This is a genomic window from Rhizobium sp. CF080, from assembly GCF_000282095.2.
Taxonomy (GTDB): domain Bacteria; phylum Pseudomonadota; class Alphaproteobacteria; order Rhizobiales; family Rhizobiaceae; genus Neorhizobium.
This window is the reverse complement of sequence record NZ_AKKC02000008.1, coordinates 261,329-276,091: the sequence shown is the minus strand read 5'-3', so window position 1 is coordinate 276,091 and position 14,763 is coordinate 261,329. Positions and strand designations below refer to the sequence as shown.

Annotated in this window: 12 protein-coding genes; 7 read left to right on the top strand and 5 right to left on the bottom strand. The window is 63.3% G+C overall.

Annotated elements, in window-relative coordinates:
- Positions 1–86 precede the first annotated feature (86 nt).
- Positions 87–2,183: a bifunctional rhamnulose-1-phosphate aldolase/short-chain dehydrogenase gene (locus PMI07_RS18635; protein ID WP_007751764.1), complete on the bottom strand. Its 2,097-nt coding sequence runs from the start codon at positions 2,181–2,183 to the stop codon at positions 87–89.
- Positions 2,184–2,383: 200 nt separating this feature from the next.
- Between PMI07_RS18635 and PMI07_RS18630 the strand changes: the two genes are divergently transcribed.
- The 7 genes from PMI07_RS18630 to PMI07_RS18600 all read left to right on the top strand — a co-directional run bounded on the left by PMI07_RS18630 (position 2,384) and on the right by PMI07_RS18600 (position 9,613).
- The gene (locus PMI07_RS18630; RefSeq protein ID WP_007751761.1) at positions 2,384–3,199 is read left to right on the top strand and encodes a DeoR/GlpR family DNA-binding transcription regulator; all 816 of its coding nucleotides are present in this window, start codon (positions 2,384–2,386) and stop codon (positions 3,197–3,199) included.
- 49 nt (positions 3,200–3,248) lie between these two features.
- On the top strand, positions 3,249–4,244 hold the full coding sequence (gene rhaS, locus PMI07_RS18625; protein ID WP_007751758.1) for a rhamnose ABC transporter substrate-binding protein: 996 nt from the start codon (positions 3,249–3,251) through the stop codon (positions 4,242–4,244).
- 199 nt (positions 4,245–4,443) lie between these two features.
- Positions 4,444–5,928 carry a sugar ABC transporter ATP-binding protein gene (locus PMI07_RS18620; RefSeq protein WP_007751755.1) on the top strand — a complete coding sequence of 495 codons (1,485 nt, stop codon included), beginning with the start codon at positions 4,444–4,446 and terminating at the stop codon, positions 5,926–5,928.
- A 10-nt stretch (positions 5,929–5,938) separates the two neighbouring features.
- On the top strand, positions 5,939–6,928 hold the full coding sequence (locus PMI07_RS18615; protein WP_007751752.1) for an ABC transporter permease: 990 nt from the start codon (positions 5,939–5,941) through the stop codon (positions 6,926–6,928).
- Positions 6,925–7,923 (top strand): ABC transporter permease, encoded by a 999-nt coding sequence (locus tag PMI07_RS18610; RefSeq protein WP_007751750.1) that lies wholly within the window; start codon positions 6,925–6,927, stop codon positions 7,921–7,923. Before PMI07_RS18615 ends, PMI07_RS18610 begins: the two co-directional genes overlap by 4 nt.
- Positions 7,923–8,243: an L-rhamnose mutarotase gene (gene rhaM, locus PMI07_RS18605; RefSeq protein ID WP_007751748.1), complete on the top strand. Its 321-nt coding sequence runs from the start codon at positions 7,923–7,925 to the stop codon at positions 8,241–8,243. Before PMI07_RS18610 ends, rhaM begins: the two co-directional genes overlap by 1 nt.
- On the top strand, positions 8,240–9,613 hold the full coding sequence (locus PMI07_RS18600; RefSeq protein ID WP_007751746.1) for an FGGY-family carbohydrate kinase: 1,374 nt from the start codon (positions 8,240–8,242) through the stop codon (positions 9,611–9,613). The genes rhaM and PMI07_RS18600 overlap by 4 nt, the downstream gene beginning before the upstream one ends.
- Here PMI07_RS18600 and PMI07_RS18595 read toward each other — a convergent pair whose 3' ends face one another.
- From PMI07_RS18595 to PMI07_RS18580, 4 genes are all read right to left on the bottom strand, one after another.
- Entirely contained in the window at positions 9,614–10,384 is a 771-nt protein-coding gene (locus PMI07_RS18595) for a GntR family transcriptional regulator (protein ID WP_007751744.1), read from the bottom strand.
- Positions 10,385–10,402: 18 nt separating this feature from the next.
- Positions 10,403–11,794, bottom strand: coding sequence for an FAD-binding oxidoreductase (locus tag PMI07_RS18590; protein ID WP_007751741.1), 1,392 nt, complete (start codon positions 11,792–11,794; stop codon positions 10,403–10,405).
- Positions 11,795–12,010: 216 nt separating this feature from the next.
- Positions 12,011–13,585, bottom strand: coding sequence for a hydantoinase/oxoprolinase family protein (locus PMI07_RS18585; protein ID WP_024163917.1), 1,575 nt, complete (start codon positions 13,583–13,585; stop codon positions 12,011–12,013).
- A complete protein-coding gene (locus PMI07_RS18580) occupies positions 13,582–14,661 on the bottom strand; it encodes a DUF917 domain-containing protein (RefSeq protein WP_007756814.1) in 1,080 nt (359 codons plus the stop codon). Before PMI07_RS18580 ends, PMI07_RS18585 begins: the two co-directional genes overlap by 4 nt.
- Positions 14,662–14,763: the final 102 nt, after the last annotated feature.

Below are 14,763 nucleotides of genomic sequence, written 5' to 3'. Positions count from 1 at the left end.
TCGCTTCTCGCTCAAGGCGTCGCTTCACTCCTCCCCCTCATCTGTCCTGACGGACATCTTCTCCCCGCCGGGGAGAAGAGAGTACCTTACCGCGTAAAACTCTGCGCGTTGCCGGCATCCACGTTGATGATGTTGCCGGTCGACTTGGCGGATGCATCCGACGCGAGGAAATAGATCGCCTCGGCAATATCCTCGGGGAAGACGTTGAGCTTCAGCAGCGAACGCTTGCGGTAATGCTCCTCCAGATCGCTCACTTCGATCTTGGACGAGGCCGCCCGCTGTTCGCGCCATTCGCCATTCCAGATCTTCGATCCGCGCAGCACGGCGTCTGGATTGACCGTGTTGACGCGAATGCCGACGTCGGCGCCTTCCAGAGCCAGGCAGCGGGCGAGATGGATTTCGGCTGCCTTGGCGGTGCAATAGGCCGACGCGTTCGGCGAAGAGGCGAGCCCGTTCTTGGACGCGACGAAGACCACATTGCCGCCGAGCTTCTGGCGGCGGAACAGCCGGAAAGCCTCGCGCGACACGAGGAAATAACCGGTCGCCAGAATGTCGATATTCTTGCTCCACATGGCGAGCGTCGTCTCCTCGACCGGCGCGGAAGAAGCGATACCAGCGTTGGAAACGAGGATATCGACGCCGCCGAATTCCACGCAGGCCTCGGCAAACGCCGTGATCACCGCATCCTCGGTCGTCACGTCGAGCAGAACCCCGCGCACCGCATCCCTGCCGAAGGATTTTTCGAAATCGGCTTTGGTCGTGTCGAGCGCGCCGCCGTCGATATCGGCAAGCACCACGCAGGCGCCCTCGCCCATCAGCCTGGCCGCGGTCGCCCGCCCGATGCCGCCGGCGCCGCCGGTGACGAAGGCGACCTGCCCGGCAAGGCTCTTCGGCTTCGGCATGCGCTGCAGCTTGGCCTCTTCGAGCAGCCAGTATTCGATGTCGAAGGCCTCCTGTTCCGGCAGGCCCTGATATTCGGAAACGGTCGATGCGCCGCGCATCACGTTGATGGCGTTGACGTAGAATTCGCCGGCAATGCGGGCCGTCGCCTTGTCACGCGCGAACGACAGCAAGCCGACGCCGGGAACCAGGAAAATGACCGGGTTCGGGTCGCGCATCGCAGGCGAATTGCCGTGCTTGCAGGTCTCGTAATAACGCGAGTAATCGGCGCGGTAATCTTCGAGCGCCTTGTCGAGCGCAGAGATCACCGCATCGACATCCGGCTTCGCGGGATCGAAATCGACGATCAGCGGACGGATTTTTGTACGCAGGAAATGGTCCGGGCAGGAGGTTCCGAGCGCGCCGAGCGGCTTCAGGTCCCTGGAATTGACGAATTCCAGCACCGCATCCTGATCGTCGAAATGGCCGAGCTTGCGTTCCGCCTTGCCGATCCGGCCACGGATCTCCGGCATCAGTTTTGCAACGATCGCCCGGCGCTCCGGCGCGGGCAGGCTCTTCGCCACCGCACCACCGAAGATCGTTTTGCCCTCGGTCTCCTTGGCAAACCATTCGATCGCCTTGTTGACGATGTCGAGCGTCAGCTCGTAGCAGGCCTTGGCGTCGTCTGCCCAGGTGAACAGGCCATGGCTTTCCAGCACGACGCCCTTGGCATTCGGGTTAGCCTTGACGAACGCTTCGAGATCGAGCCCGAGCTGGAAACCGGGCCGCCGCCAGGGCAGCCAGCCGATCTCGGCGCCGAAGATCTGCTGCGTCAGTTCCTTCGAGTTCCTGGAGGCCGCGATCGCGATGATCGCATCCGGGTGCATGTGGTCCACATGCGTGAACGGCACGAAACCATGCAGCGGCGTATCGATGGAAGCAGCGCGCGGATTGAGATTGAAGGTGCAGTGCGGCAGGAAGCCGACCATGCGGTCCTCATCCTCGACGCCCTTGTAGAGACCCTTCAGCGCTTCCAGCTTGTCCATGTAGAGGGTGGCGAAACCATCGAGCTTGATCGTGCCGACATCGCCGCCCGATCCCTTTACCCACATGACCTTCACTTTTTCGCCGGTCAGCGGGTCGGTTTCCATCACCTTGGCCGAGGTATTGCCGCCGCCGTAATTGGTGATGCGCTTGTCGGCACCGAGAAGATTGGAGCGATAGAGCAGCTTGCCGGGCTCATCGAGCTTGGCGGCCTGAACATCATTCCAACGGTTTTCGAGAAGGCGGGTTTGGCCCGACATCGCTTGTCCTCCCAACGTGTTTCGGCTCACGGCGACGAGGCGGCCGCCATCTCCCTGTTTTGGGTATCGCGCATTGCCGCGCCCTCTGTCAATCACAAACGATCATAAACTTTCATTGTGCAACGCAATAAAAGCGAATTTGATCGTTTCTGATTGACATCATAAATTTTCCGGCAATAGTTGTCGGCGAGGAGGAGCCCATGCACGAACGTGAACGCCATCGCATCATCTTGAGCGCGATCCAGGAAAAGCCCGTCATCACGGTGCAGGATATCGCCGAATTGACCGAGGCTTCGGAAGCAACGATCCGGCGCGACATCGCTTCCCTGCACGTTCAGGGCAAGCTCCGGCGCGTCCGCGGCGGCGCGGAAGCCGTTCATCCTCCGCAGATCGGCCAGCTTGCCGCCCGATCGTTCCGGGTGTCGGAATCGGTCAATATCGACAAGAAGCGCGCAATTGCCAGGCGCGCGGTCGAACTTTGCGACGAAGGCGACAGCGTCATCATCAACGGCGGCACGACCACGTTCCAGATGGTGCATTTCATGTCGGCGCGCCGCTTGCAGGTGATGACCAATTCGTTCGCGATCGCCGAACATCTGGTCAAGCACTCGAAGAGCACGGTGACGATACCGGGCGGCGCGATCTATCGCGAGCAGAGCCTGATCCTGTCGCCCTTCGACAATGATGCGATCCGCAATTTTTATGCGCGGCGCATGTTCATCGGGGCACAGGGGGTCGGCCCGCTCGGTGTGATGGAAGCCGACGCGCTGGTGATCCAGAGCGAGCAGAAGCTGATGCACCAGGCTGAAGAACTGATCGTGATGGTGGATTCGTCGAAATTTTCGCGCCGCTCGAGCCTCATCCTCTGCCCGCTGGAGCGGGTGACGACCGTTATCACCGATGACGGTGTAACCGACGACGCCGCACGGATGATCGAGGATGCGGGCGTCAAGCTGATCATTGCCGGTGCCGCAGCCGCGGACCTGGCCAAGGAGGATTCCTCGTCGGCCGCATGAGGAGCGACCGGCGGGAGGAAGATCGAACTATCAACTGGGAGGACCAACCATGAAACTTGCAAAGAAACTTGCCCTCGGCGTGGCACTTGCCTTCGCCGCAATGACGACGGCAGCAGGTGCCGCCGACATGAAGATCGCGCTTGTCGTCAAATCGCTCGGCAACGGCTTCTTCGAAGCCGCCAACAAGGGCGCTCAGGAAGCCGCCAAGGAACTCGGCGGCGTCCAGGTCATCTATACCGGCCCGACGTCCACGACGGCCGAAGGCCAGATCGAAGTGATCAACTCGCTGATCGCTCAAGGGGTGGATGCGATTGCCATCTCCGCCAACGATCCGGATGCCGTCATCCCGGCGCTGAAGAAGGCCGCACAGCGCGGCATCAAGGTGATCTCCTGGGATTCGGCGGTGGCCAAGGAAGGCCGCATAATGCACCTGAACCCGTCCTCCAACGAGCTGATCGGTAAGATGTGCCTGACGCTCGCCAAGGACCATCTCGAAGGCGGCAAGGGCGATTTCGCCATCCTCTCGGCCACCACCACCTCGACGAACCAGAACACCTGGATTGCCGAGATGAAGAAGCAGCTCAAGGATTTCCCCGGCCTGAACCTCGCAACCACGGTCTATGGTGACGACCTCGCCGACAAGTCCTACCGCGAAGCGCAGGGCCTCCTGAAATCGCAGCCGAACGTCAAGGTCATCGTCGCCCCGACCACGGTCGGCGTGCTGGCCGCCTCGCAGGCCGTCAAGGATGCCGGCATGATCGGCAAAGTCTACGTGACCGGTCTCGGCCTGCCGTCCGAAATGGCCGGCGCCATCAAGTCCGGCGCGACCAAAGAATTCGCCATCTGGAACCCGATCGACCTCGGTTATTCGGCCACCCAGATCGCCTACCACCTCGTCAAGGGCGATACCGACGCCAAGCCCGGTTCGGCGATCAAGGCCGGTCGCATGGGCTCGATCAAGGTGGGCGACAATGGCGAAGCCGCCATGGCCGACCCGTTCGTCTATAATGCCAAGAACATCGATGAGTTCTCCAAGATCTTCTGATCCGGAGAACTCCACTTGCCGGCAGGCGGGAGCGCCCCCTCATCCGCCTGCCGGCATCTTCTCACCGCTGGGGAGAAGATGTTTGCCGCGCCATAGCTAAACGGCCGCGTATATCTCATGATCTGTCGGAAATGTGCTGATGAACGGCGTAACGAAAATTCAAGACCGATCGCCCCAACCGGCACCGACGACGGAAGCAATGCCGATCCTGGAAATGCGCGGCATCAGCCAGATCTTTCCGGGCGTCAAAGCCCTGGATGGGGTCAGCATCAAGCTTTACCCCGGCCAGGTGACGGCACTGATCGGCGAAAACGGCGCCGGCAAGTCGACGCTGGTCAAGATCTTGACTGGCATCTACCGCCCGAACGAGGGCGAGATCCTGATCGACGGCGTGCCCACTACGTTCGCCAGCGCGCAGGCAGCGATCGATGCAGGCGTCACCGCCATCCATCAGGAAACCGTGCTCTTCGACGAACTGAGCGTCGCGGAAAACATCTTTCTCGGCCATGCCCCGCGCACCCGCTTCGGCACGATCGACTGGCGGAAGATCAATTCCGGCGCCAAGGCCCTCATGCTGCAGCTCGAAAGCGAGATCGACCCGACGATCCGGCTGCGCGACCTCTCGATCGCCCAGCGCCATCTTGTGGCGATCGCCCGGGCGCTGTCGGTCGAGGCGCGCATCGTCATCATGGACGAACCGACGGCAGCCCTGTCCCGCAAGGAGATCGACGACCTCTTCCGCATCGTCGAAGGCCTGAAACGGCGGGGCAAGGCGATCCTTTTCATCAGCCACAAGTTCGACGAGGTCTACGAGATCGCCGAGAATTTCGTGGTTTTCCGCGATGGCCGCGCCGTCGGCCAGGGCCGGTTGAAGCAGACGCCGCAGGACGAGATCGTCCGGCTGATGGTCGGCCGCGACGTGAAGGACGTTTTCCCCAAGGTCGAGGTTGCGATCGGCGCGCCGGTCTTCCGCGTCGAGAACTACTGCCACCCGACGGAATTCCGCGACATTTCCTTCGAACTTCGCCGCGGCGAAATCCTTGGGCTCTACGGCCTGATCGGCGCCGGCCGCTCGGAACTCTGCCAATCGCTGTTCGGCGTGACCCGGCCCTCGTCCGGCCAACTGGTGCTGGAAGGCAAGCCGCTCGACATCCGCTCCTCGGGCGATGCAATCCGTGCCGGCATCGTCTACGTGCCGGAGGAGCGCGGCCGCCACGGCCTGGCGCTGCCCATGCCTATTTTTCAGAACATGTCGCTGCCGTCGCTCGGCAAGACATCGCGCTCCGGTTTCCTCAAGGCCGCCAACGAATTGGCGCTTGCGCGAAAATATGCCGAACGGCTGGACCTGCGCGCCGCCGCCCTTTCGGTCCCGGTCGGCACGCTCTCCGGCGGCAATCAGCAGAAGGTCGTCATCGGTAAGTGGTTGGCGACACAGCCGAAGGTGATCATTCTCGACGAGCCGACCAAGGGCATAGACATCGGCTCCAAGGCCGCCGTTCACGCCTTCATCGGCGAACTCGCCGCCGAAGGCCTGTCGATCGTCATGGTCTCGTCCGAGCTTCCCGAAATTCTCGGCATGTCGGACCGGGTGATGGTGATGCGGGAAGGCCTGGCCGCCGGCATGTTTGAGCGCGAGGCCTTGAGCGCCGAAGCGCTGGTGCGCGCCGCGACCGGCAATCAGTGAGGAGAAACCCATGAACCGCCTCCTGAAGAACCGCGAAATCCTGCTTACCATCATCATAGCCTTGATGATCGCTGGCTTTTCTACCCGCGCACCCGGCTTTGCCGAGCCCGGCAATCTCGCCAACATCTTCAACGACACCTCGATCCTGATCATCCTGGCGCTCGGCCAGATGACGGTGATCCTGACCAAGTCGATCGATCTCTCGGTCGCCGCCAACCTTGCCTTCACCGGCATGGCGGTCGCCATGACCAATGCCGCCTACCCCGACCTGCCGCTGGCCCTGCTCATCGTCATGGCCATCGGCATCGGCGCCTTTCTCGGGGCGATCAACGGCTACCTCGTCTGGGCGCTGCGGATCCCGCCGATCGTCGTCACGCTCGGAACGCTGACCATCTATCGCGGCATGGCCTTCGTGTTGTCGGGCGGCGGCTGGGTGAATGCCCACCAGATGGGACCTACCTTCCTCAACATCCCGCGAATGCCGGTGCTGGGCCTGCCGATTCTCTCCTGGATCGCCATCCTCATCGTGCTCGGCGCCTGGTTCGTGCTGAACCGCCTGCCCTTCGGCCGCGCGGCCTATGCATCCGGCGGCAACCCGACCGCGGCGATCTATGCCGGTATCGATATCGGCTGGACCAAGTTCCTTGCCTTCGTCGTATCGGGCGCGCTCGCCGGCCTTTCCGGCTATCTCTGGGTATCGCGCTACGCGGTCGCCTATGTCGATATCGCCGCCGGTTTCGAACTGGACACGGTTGCGGCCTGCGTGATCGGCGGAATCTCGATTGCCGGCGGCATCGGCTCGGTTGCCGGCGCCGTGCTCGGCGCGCTTTTCCTCGGCGTCATCAAGAACGCGCTGCCCGTCATCGGCATCTCGCCGTTTGCGCAGATGGCGATCTCCGGCATCGTCATCGTGCTCGCCGTCGTCTTCAACGCCCGCGCCGAACGCAAGGCCGGCCGCATCATCCTGCGTGATCGCGGCGCAAGGGAGGTCTCCGCATGAGCGACGTCGTTTCCGCAAAACGGGTCATCCCCGATAGGCTCGGCAGCAGAACCTCGCGCCTCCTGGCAAGCTGGGAAGTCCTGCTTTTCGGCGTGGCGGTGCTGATATTCGTCTTCAATTCGTTCGCCTCGCCTTACTTTCTGAACGCCTGGAACCTCTCCGACGCCACCTTCAACTTCACCGAAAAGGCGATGATCGCCTTTGCCATGGCGCTGCTCGTCATCGCCGGCGAGATCGATCTGTCGGTGGCGGCGATCATCGCGCTCGCCTCGACCGCGATGGGCGCCGCCGCCCAGGCCGGCATCGGCACACCGGGGCTGGTGGCGATCGGCATCGGCACCGGGCTTGTCTGCGGCGCGTTTAACGGCCTGCTCGTCGCCGGCCTCAGACTGCCGTCGATCGTCGTGACCATCGGCACCATGAGCCTCTTCCGCGGCATTTCCTATATCGTCCTCGGCGACCAGGCCTATGGCAAATATCCGGCAAGTTTCGCCTATTTCGGCCAGGGCTATGTTGCCTGGGTCTTTTCCTTCGAATTCGTGCTGTTCATCGTGCTTGCCGCAGCTTTCGGCATCCTGCTGCACGCCACGAATTTCGGAAGGCAGGTCTATGTGATCGGCAACAACGAATTCGCGGCGCGCTTTTCCGGCATTCCGGTGGAGCGCGTGAAGTTCATCCTCTTCTTGCTGACCGGGCTGATGGCCGGCGTCGCGTCCGTCTGCCTCACCTCCCGGCTCGGCTCGACCCGCCCTTCGATCGCGCAAGGGTGGGAACTCGAAGTCGTCACCATGGTCGTGCTCGGCGGCGTCTCCATCCTCGGCGGCGCGGGTACGATCGCCGGTGTCGTCATCGCCGCGTTTGTCATGGGCCTCGTCACCTTCGGGCTCGGCCTGCTCAACGTGCCCGGCATCGTCATGTCGATCTTCGTCGGCCTGCTCTTGATCATCACCATCGCCATCCCGATCATCGCCCGCCGCATCAAGGAAATGAGCTGATGACGCTCGAAAAGCACGCCTTCAAGATGAAGCTTTATCCGGGCATGGAAGCAGAGTACCGCAGGCGCCACGACGAGATCTGGCCGGAACTCGTGGATCTCCTGCACCAAGCCGGCGCCAGCGACTATTCAATCCACCTCGACCGCGAGACCAATACGCTGTTCGGCGTGCTGACACGACCTGCGGACCATACGATGGCGAGCCTGCCCGAACACCCGGTAATGAAGAAATGGTGGGCTTACATGGCCGACCTCATGGAAACCAATCCGGACAATTCGCCGGTCCAGAGCGATCTGGTGACGGTCTTCCACCTGCCATGACGAAGCCGCAAAAGATCGCCGTCCTCGATATCGGCAAGACCAATGCCAAGGTCGTCGTGCTCGACTGCGCGACCGGCGAGGAGAGCGCCGAAAGGCGCGCGCCGAACCGGGTTCTGTCAGGGCCGCCCTATCCGCACTACGATATCGAGGCGCTCTGGGCTTTCGTGCTCGAAGCGCTGTCCGTCTTTGCCGCGCAGCCCGGCTTCGATGCGATCTCCATCACCACCCACGGCGCATCGGCGGTGCTTCTCGATGCCGAGGGCGGACTTGCCCTGCCCGTGCTCGATTACGAACACGAATATCCGGAAGATATCCGCAGAGCCTATCAGTCGATCCGCCCGCCCTTTTCGGAAACCTTCTCGCCGTCCCTGTCCGGTGGCCTGAATGTCGGTGCCCAGCTTCATTACCAGAAGACGGCGTTTCCCGAAGCCTTTGCCCGCACCCGCACCATCCTCACCTATCCGCAATATTGGGCGTTCCAGCTGACCGGGGTGGCGGCGAACGAAGTCACCTCGCTCGGCTGCCACACCGATCTCTGGCGGCCGCGCGAAGGCACCTATTCCCCGCTGGTCGATGCGCTCGGCATCCGCGACCTGATGGCGCCGGTCCGTTCGGCCTTCGACACGCTCGGTCCGCTATTGCCACACATCGCAGCCCAGATCGGCCTTCCGACACCCATCCCGGTCCACTGCGGCATCCATGATTCCAATGCCTCGCTGCTGCCGCATCTAGTCGGCCGCGAGCCGCCCTTCGCAGTCGTCTCCACCGGCACCTGGGTTATCAATTTCGCCGTCGGCGGCGATCTCGATCATCTCGATCCGCAGCGCGACGCACTTGCCAATCTCGACGCCTATGGCCGCGCCGTGCCCTCGAGCCGCTTCATGGGCGGCCGCGAGTTCGAGATGCTGACAGCGGAACTCGGCGCACTTTCGCCGGAAGCTGCCCTTGCAGCCATGCCGGATGTCATCGGAAAAGGCCTGATGCTCCTGCCCAACATTGCCGCCGGCTCCGGCCCCTTCCCGGGCCACGAGCGCCAATGGATCAACGAAACCACTGCTTCGACCGACCAGCGCTGGGCGGCAGCCTGCCTCTATCTCGCGCTGATGACGCAGACCTGCCTCGACCTCATCGGCGCCAAGGGGCCGGTTCTGGTCGAAGGCCCTTTCTCCACCAATCCGGCCTATCTTCAGGCGCTGACGGCTCTGCTCGGCCGCCAGGTGGTCGCCCTCCCCGGCTCGACCGGCACCAGCCAGGGCGCAGCGCTTCTGGCCGGCATTTCGCCGAACACCAAACCCGGCCGCGCCGTGCCCGCGCCATCCTGGGACGTTGCAGCCTATCGCACCGCCTGGCACGAAAGGCTGGAGCGCTGATCAGCCCGCGCTGGCCCGCCTACGGTTGCGGCGAAGGCGTCGTCCGGTCTGTTCCTCAAGCGCATTTTCCAGAATGCCGAGCCGCATTTCGGTGATCTCGGAGATCTGCGCCGGATCGCCGGATTCGATCGCCTGCATCATGATCTCGACCAATTCGAGCGACAGCGCGAGATCGGCCCGCGTATGCAGCGTCCCGCGCCGCATCGGCTCCACCCATTGCAGCAGCAGTTCCATCAGTTCCAGGACAAGGCTGTTGCGGGTCGCCTGCGCCAGGGCGAGGTCGAACCGCATCGAAGCGATGATGATCGAATTGATATGCTCCGGGCTGCTCTTGGTCACCTCCGGCGGCGGCAGTGCATCCCGGCCGAACCGGATCGCCTCCCGCATCCGGTCGAAATCGACATCCTCGGCATATTGCGAGGCGGTCTGCGCCACCCAGGGCAGGATCAGCCGGCGCACCTCGATGGCCTCGTCGATATCCCCCGGCCGCATGTCCGGCCTCGGCACGATCAGGTCGAGCGGCACGATCTCGCTGCTGACGAACGTGCCGCCGCCGGCGCCCGGCTTGACGTTGAGGATGTTGGCCTCGACCAGCAGCTTCACCGCCTCGCGCACGGTTGGGCGGCTCACCTGCATCTGTTCGGCGATGCTGCGTTCGGAAGGAAGGCGGGAGCCGAGCCGGAAAAATCCTGTCCTGATGGCATCGGCAAGCCGGCGCGCCACCTCTTCGTTCGGCAGCAGCACCTTGACTGGCTGAAAATGTCGATTCACCGGCACCTCCTATCCCGCTCAGACGGAAAGCACTTTTCCGGTATTCAGAATGTTGTTGGGATCGAGCGCCACCTTGATGCGCGCCATCAGCGCCAATTCTTCCGGCGTACGCGACAGCTTGAGATAGGGCTTCTTCAGAAGGCCGATCCCGTGTTCGGCGGAAATCGTGCCGCCTTCGCGCGCAATCGTGCCGAAGACGAGTTCGGTGATCTCCTTGTGCGGCTGGTCACTGCCGGCCGACGGAATGTTGCAGACGAGATGCAGGTTGCTGTCGCCGATATGGCCGTAGCTGAGCGCGATCGCGTCCGGCCAACGGGCTTTCATCGCGGCTTCGATCTCGTCGACCACCCGGCCGGCGGCGCTGGTCGGCAGGCCGACGTCGAAAGCGGTCAGCGGCCCCATCAGCTTGCCGTATTCCGATACGCTTTCGCGCACCGCCCAGAGGTCCCTGGTCTCGCGCTCCGAGAACGGCAGAACCGCATCGGAAACCCAGCCGGCTTCCAGCGCATCGGAAAGAACCTGCTCCAGCAGCGCCCGGTTTTCTTCGGCATTGCGGCCGCCGGTTTCGATCAGCACATAGATCCCGTGCGGCTCCTTGAAGGCGCGACGCAGGTCAGGAAGCTTACCCGTCATGAAATCGTAAAAGCTCGGCCACATCACCTCGAACGAGGTCAGCGCCGATCCCATGCCCTGGCGGGCGCTCTTCAGGAGCTCCAGAAGCGAGGGGAAATCCGGGCAGCCGCAGAAGGCGCTGGCGAGTTCCGCGGGCTTCGCCTGCAGCCGCAGCACGGCACGGGTGATGACGCCGAGCGTGCCTTCCGAGCCGATGAACAGCTGCTTGAGGTCATAGCCCGCATTGTTCTTCAGCATCTTGTTCAGCGATGTGACGATCGTGCCGTCCGGCAGCACCACTTCGAGGCCGAGCACGTGTTCGCGCGCCATGCCGAACCGAATGACGCGATTGCCGCCGGCATTGGTGGCGAGATTGCCGCCGATGACGCAGGAATCCCGAGCTCCGAGATCGAGACCGAAGAACAGCCCCGCCTCTTCCGCCTTCGCCTGGATGACACTGAGCGGCGTGCCGGCCAGAACCGTCATCGTCGCCATCACCGTATCGACTTCCTCGATGTCGTTCATGCGGTCGAGCGACAGCGCCACGCCATTTTCGATCGGCCGCGCGCCACCGGCAAGACCAGTCAAACCGCCCTGGGGTACGACCGGCACCTTGAACTCGTTGCAAAGGCGCAGCGTTGCCGAGACCTGTTCCGTCGTGCGCGGCCGCACCAAAGCCAGCGGCACGACCGGCGAAAGACCGCCCCAATCGTTGTGGAAGCGGACGGGAATATCCTCACCAAAAAAGACATCGGGAGCGAGTTCGCGCTGGAGCGCCTGGATGAATTCTTGTGTCATGAGAAGCGTTACCTCCGGAGGCCATCGATAAAGGTAAGCTTAACTGCCACTTTCGGTAAAATAAATATACCTATGGAATTTATCTGGGAAGAGCGCAGCGCGGACACGCCGCCACGATCGATGCCGAGATCTACAAGATGTCCGGCAGCCCAAAATGAAATCGGCGGACCGGCAACAAACCAGCCCGCCGATTCTCCCTGGGAGGAGAGTTGGGGTTCAGCGCAAGGCCCCGGCCACGCGCTTCTGTTCGTCCTTCATGAAGGCGATGTCGCCGACGACGCGCACCCGTACCCGCCGGGAGTCACCCGGCAGATAGGCGATCGGGATATCCTCGGTATCGAGCGTCACGATCGTATCGGCACTGGCACCCGCTTCGACGGCGCGGGCGCGGGCAATGCGCTCGGCCTCGGCAATCGCCTTTTCGCGCGACATGCCGGAAAACACCTGGTCGACTTCGCCGGAAACCTGCGCCATCGCAGCACCAAGCGCGTTCGCCACGCCGGCATGTTCGACGCGCAGCACTTCGCTGGCACCTTTGAGCTTTTCCGGGATCAGGAACGCACCACCACCGACGGCAATCAGTTGCACGCCCTCGGCCGAAGTCTTCATCCGGTCGACGCCGTCTTCCACCATCGCCTCGACACGCTTCAGGAGGTCGGCCACCAGCGCCTTGTCGAGATGCTTGACCCGGTCGCGGTCGCCGATCTCGACGAGGCCGGCGGCCACCGCCACGTCCGTCGTCGTCAGCGTGTCGCCGCCGAAGACCAGCGCCTTTTCGGTGATCCGGTAACCGACCGAACGCGGGCCGATCTTGCGGGTTTCCGGATCGATGATCGTGCCGCCGCCGAGTGCCATCGGCAGCAGGTCCGGCATGCGGAAGAGCGTGCGCACGCCGCCGACTTCGACGACATTGTTCGCCTCGCGCGGAAAGCCGCCGACCAGGCAGCCCACATCCGAGGTCGTGCCGCCGACATCGATGACCATGGCCTCCTTGAGGCCGGTCAGGAACGCCGCGCCGCGCATCGAATTGGTCGGGCCGGACGCAAAGCTGTAGACCGGGTTGGCGGCTGCAACATCCGCCAGCACCACGGTGCCGTCATTCTGGGTCAGATAGAACGGCGCATCGATGCCGGCCTGCTTCAGCGCATCCTTGAACGCATCGATCGTCTTGCGGCCGAGCCCCTGCAGCGCAGCGTTCAGCAGCGTGACGTTCTCACGTTCCAGAAGGCCGATGCGGCCGAGCGTATGGGAAAGCGTGATCCGCGCATTCGGGATCACCGACCGGACGATCTCGGCCGCTTCGAGCTCGCATTCCGCCGTCAACGGCGAAAAGAGCGCCGTGATGCCGATCGAATCGACGCCGGCATCGCGGATCTTCATCGCCGCGTCGCGGATTTCATCCTTTGCAAGCGGCACCAGCGGCCGGCCGTCGTATTCATGGCCGCCATGCACCATGAAGGAGAGCGGATCGACAGCATCGCGCAGCTCGTCCGGCCAGTCGACCATCGGCGGCAGCGAGGCGCCGGCCGGCATGGCGATGCGGATCGCCGCGACGCGATCGAGACGGGCGCGCTCGACCACCGCATTGGTGAAATGCGTCGTACCGATCATCACCGCATCGACCGGTGCCGACCCCGGCGCCTGCGAGGCGACCACATGGCCGATCGCATTGACCACGCCCTGCATCACATCCGCGGTGGTGGGAAACTTGATGGCCGAGAGAACCTTCTCGCCATCGATGAGCACGGCATCCGTATTGGTGCCGCCGACGTCAATTCCGATCCGCTTCATGCTGCAAACACCGATTTGAAATCCAGGTCATATCCGAAGGCCCGCGGGCCGACGTGTTCGAGGCCCTTGGCGCTGGTCAGAACCTCCGGCGCCGGCAGGGCGACGACCGTGACGCGCTGGCCGTAACGTACCGTTTCCGTGCCGATCGCCTCACCCGACACCGTGTCGAGCAGGCAGATCAGGTCCGGCGTCATGGCGATCGGCTGGCCGTCGCGGAAGGCGACTGCCCATTCGTTCTGGAAGGCGAGCTCGACCTTCGAGCCGCGATCACCATCGAGGCCTTCGATCATCGCCGAGCCGCGCAGGAAGCCGCCGGTCGTGGTGCGGTCGACATCGGCGATCTTGCCCTTGAACAGCACCTTGCCGCCTTCATGGGCAAGCACCGCTTCGACCGGATCCGAATGGGCGGCGCGGGCCTCAAGCACGGCGCGCCCGAGGCTGACCGCCTTGGTGACCGTGTAGAGCACGCCCCAGTCCTTGACTTCCCGGCCGGTGCGCGGCGCCTTGCAGGTGGCCGCCGTCGAACCGACTTCGGTGCAGATCTTGCGGGAAATCCGTTCCATCCACTTCCAGGAGGCAGCCTTGGCGACGATCGCCTCGTTGTCGCGGCAATCGACCAGCGTCAGCGGATACATCGGCAGGTCGCCGATCGCAAAGCTCGTCATCTGCGCTTCCGGATAGGCGCGGCCCATCGCGTCCGCATCGACGACCGGGATATCCAGCATGGCGCCGGCGAGGAATGGCGACAGCGCGTTGCCGCCGCCGATCTCGACGCTCATCACAGCGCGGAACTTGCGGCCGGTATACTCTTCCATCAGCTGCATGGCCCGGGCGAGATGCGCGGGATCGACGAGGCGCTCCTGGCCGACCAGCGGCGCACCCATCTTGGAGACGACCGCGACGGCATCGCCGTCATCGAGCGCCTGGGGATCGATAAGCTTGACGCGCTTGCCGTCCTTGTAGAGCTTTTTCAGGTTGAGCTGCGCCAGATAGGGGCTGCCACCGCCGCCGGTGCCGAGAATCCAGGCGCCAACGGCAAGCGGGTCGATCTCGCCCGCTTCGAAATCACGGATCATGTTTACCTCCGAAGAATGTGCTAGAACCTAGCCATGAGTGACGAAGGATGCCTATAGGGGACTGCCCCTAGAATGAGCTTGCCTTGATTTTAGGCATGCCCG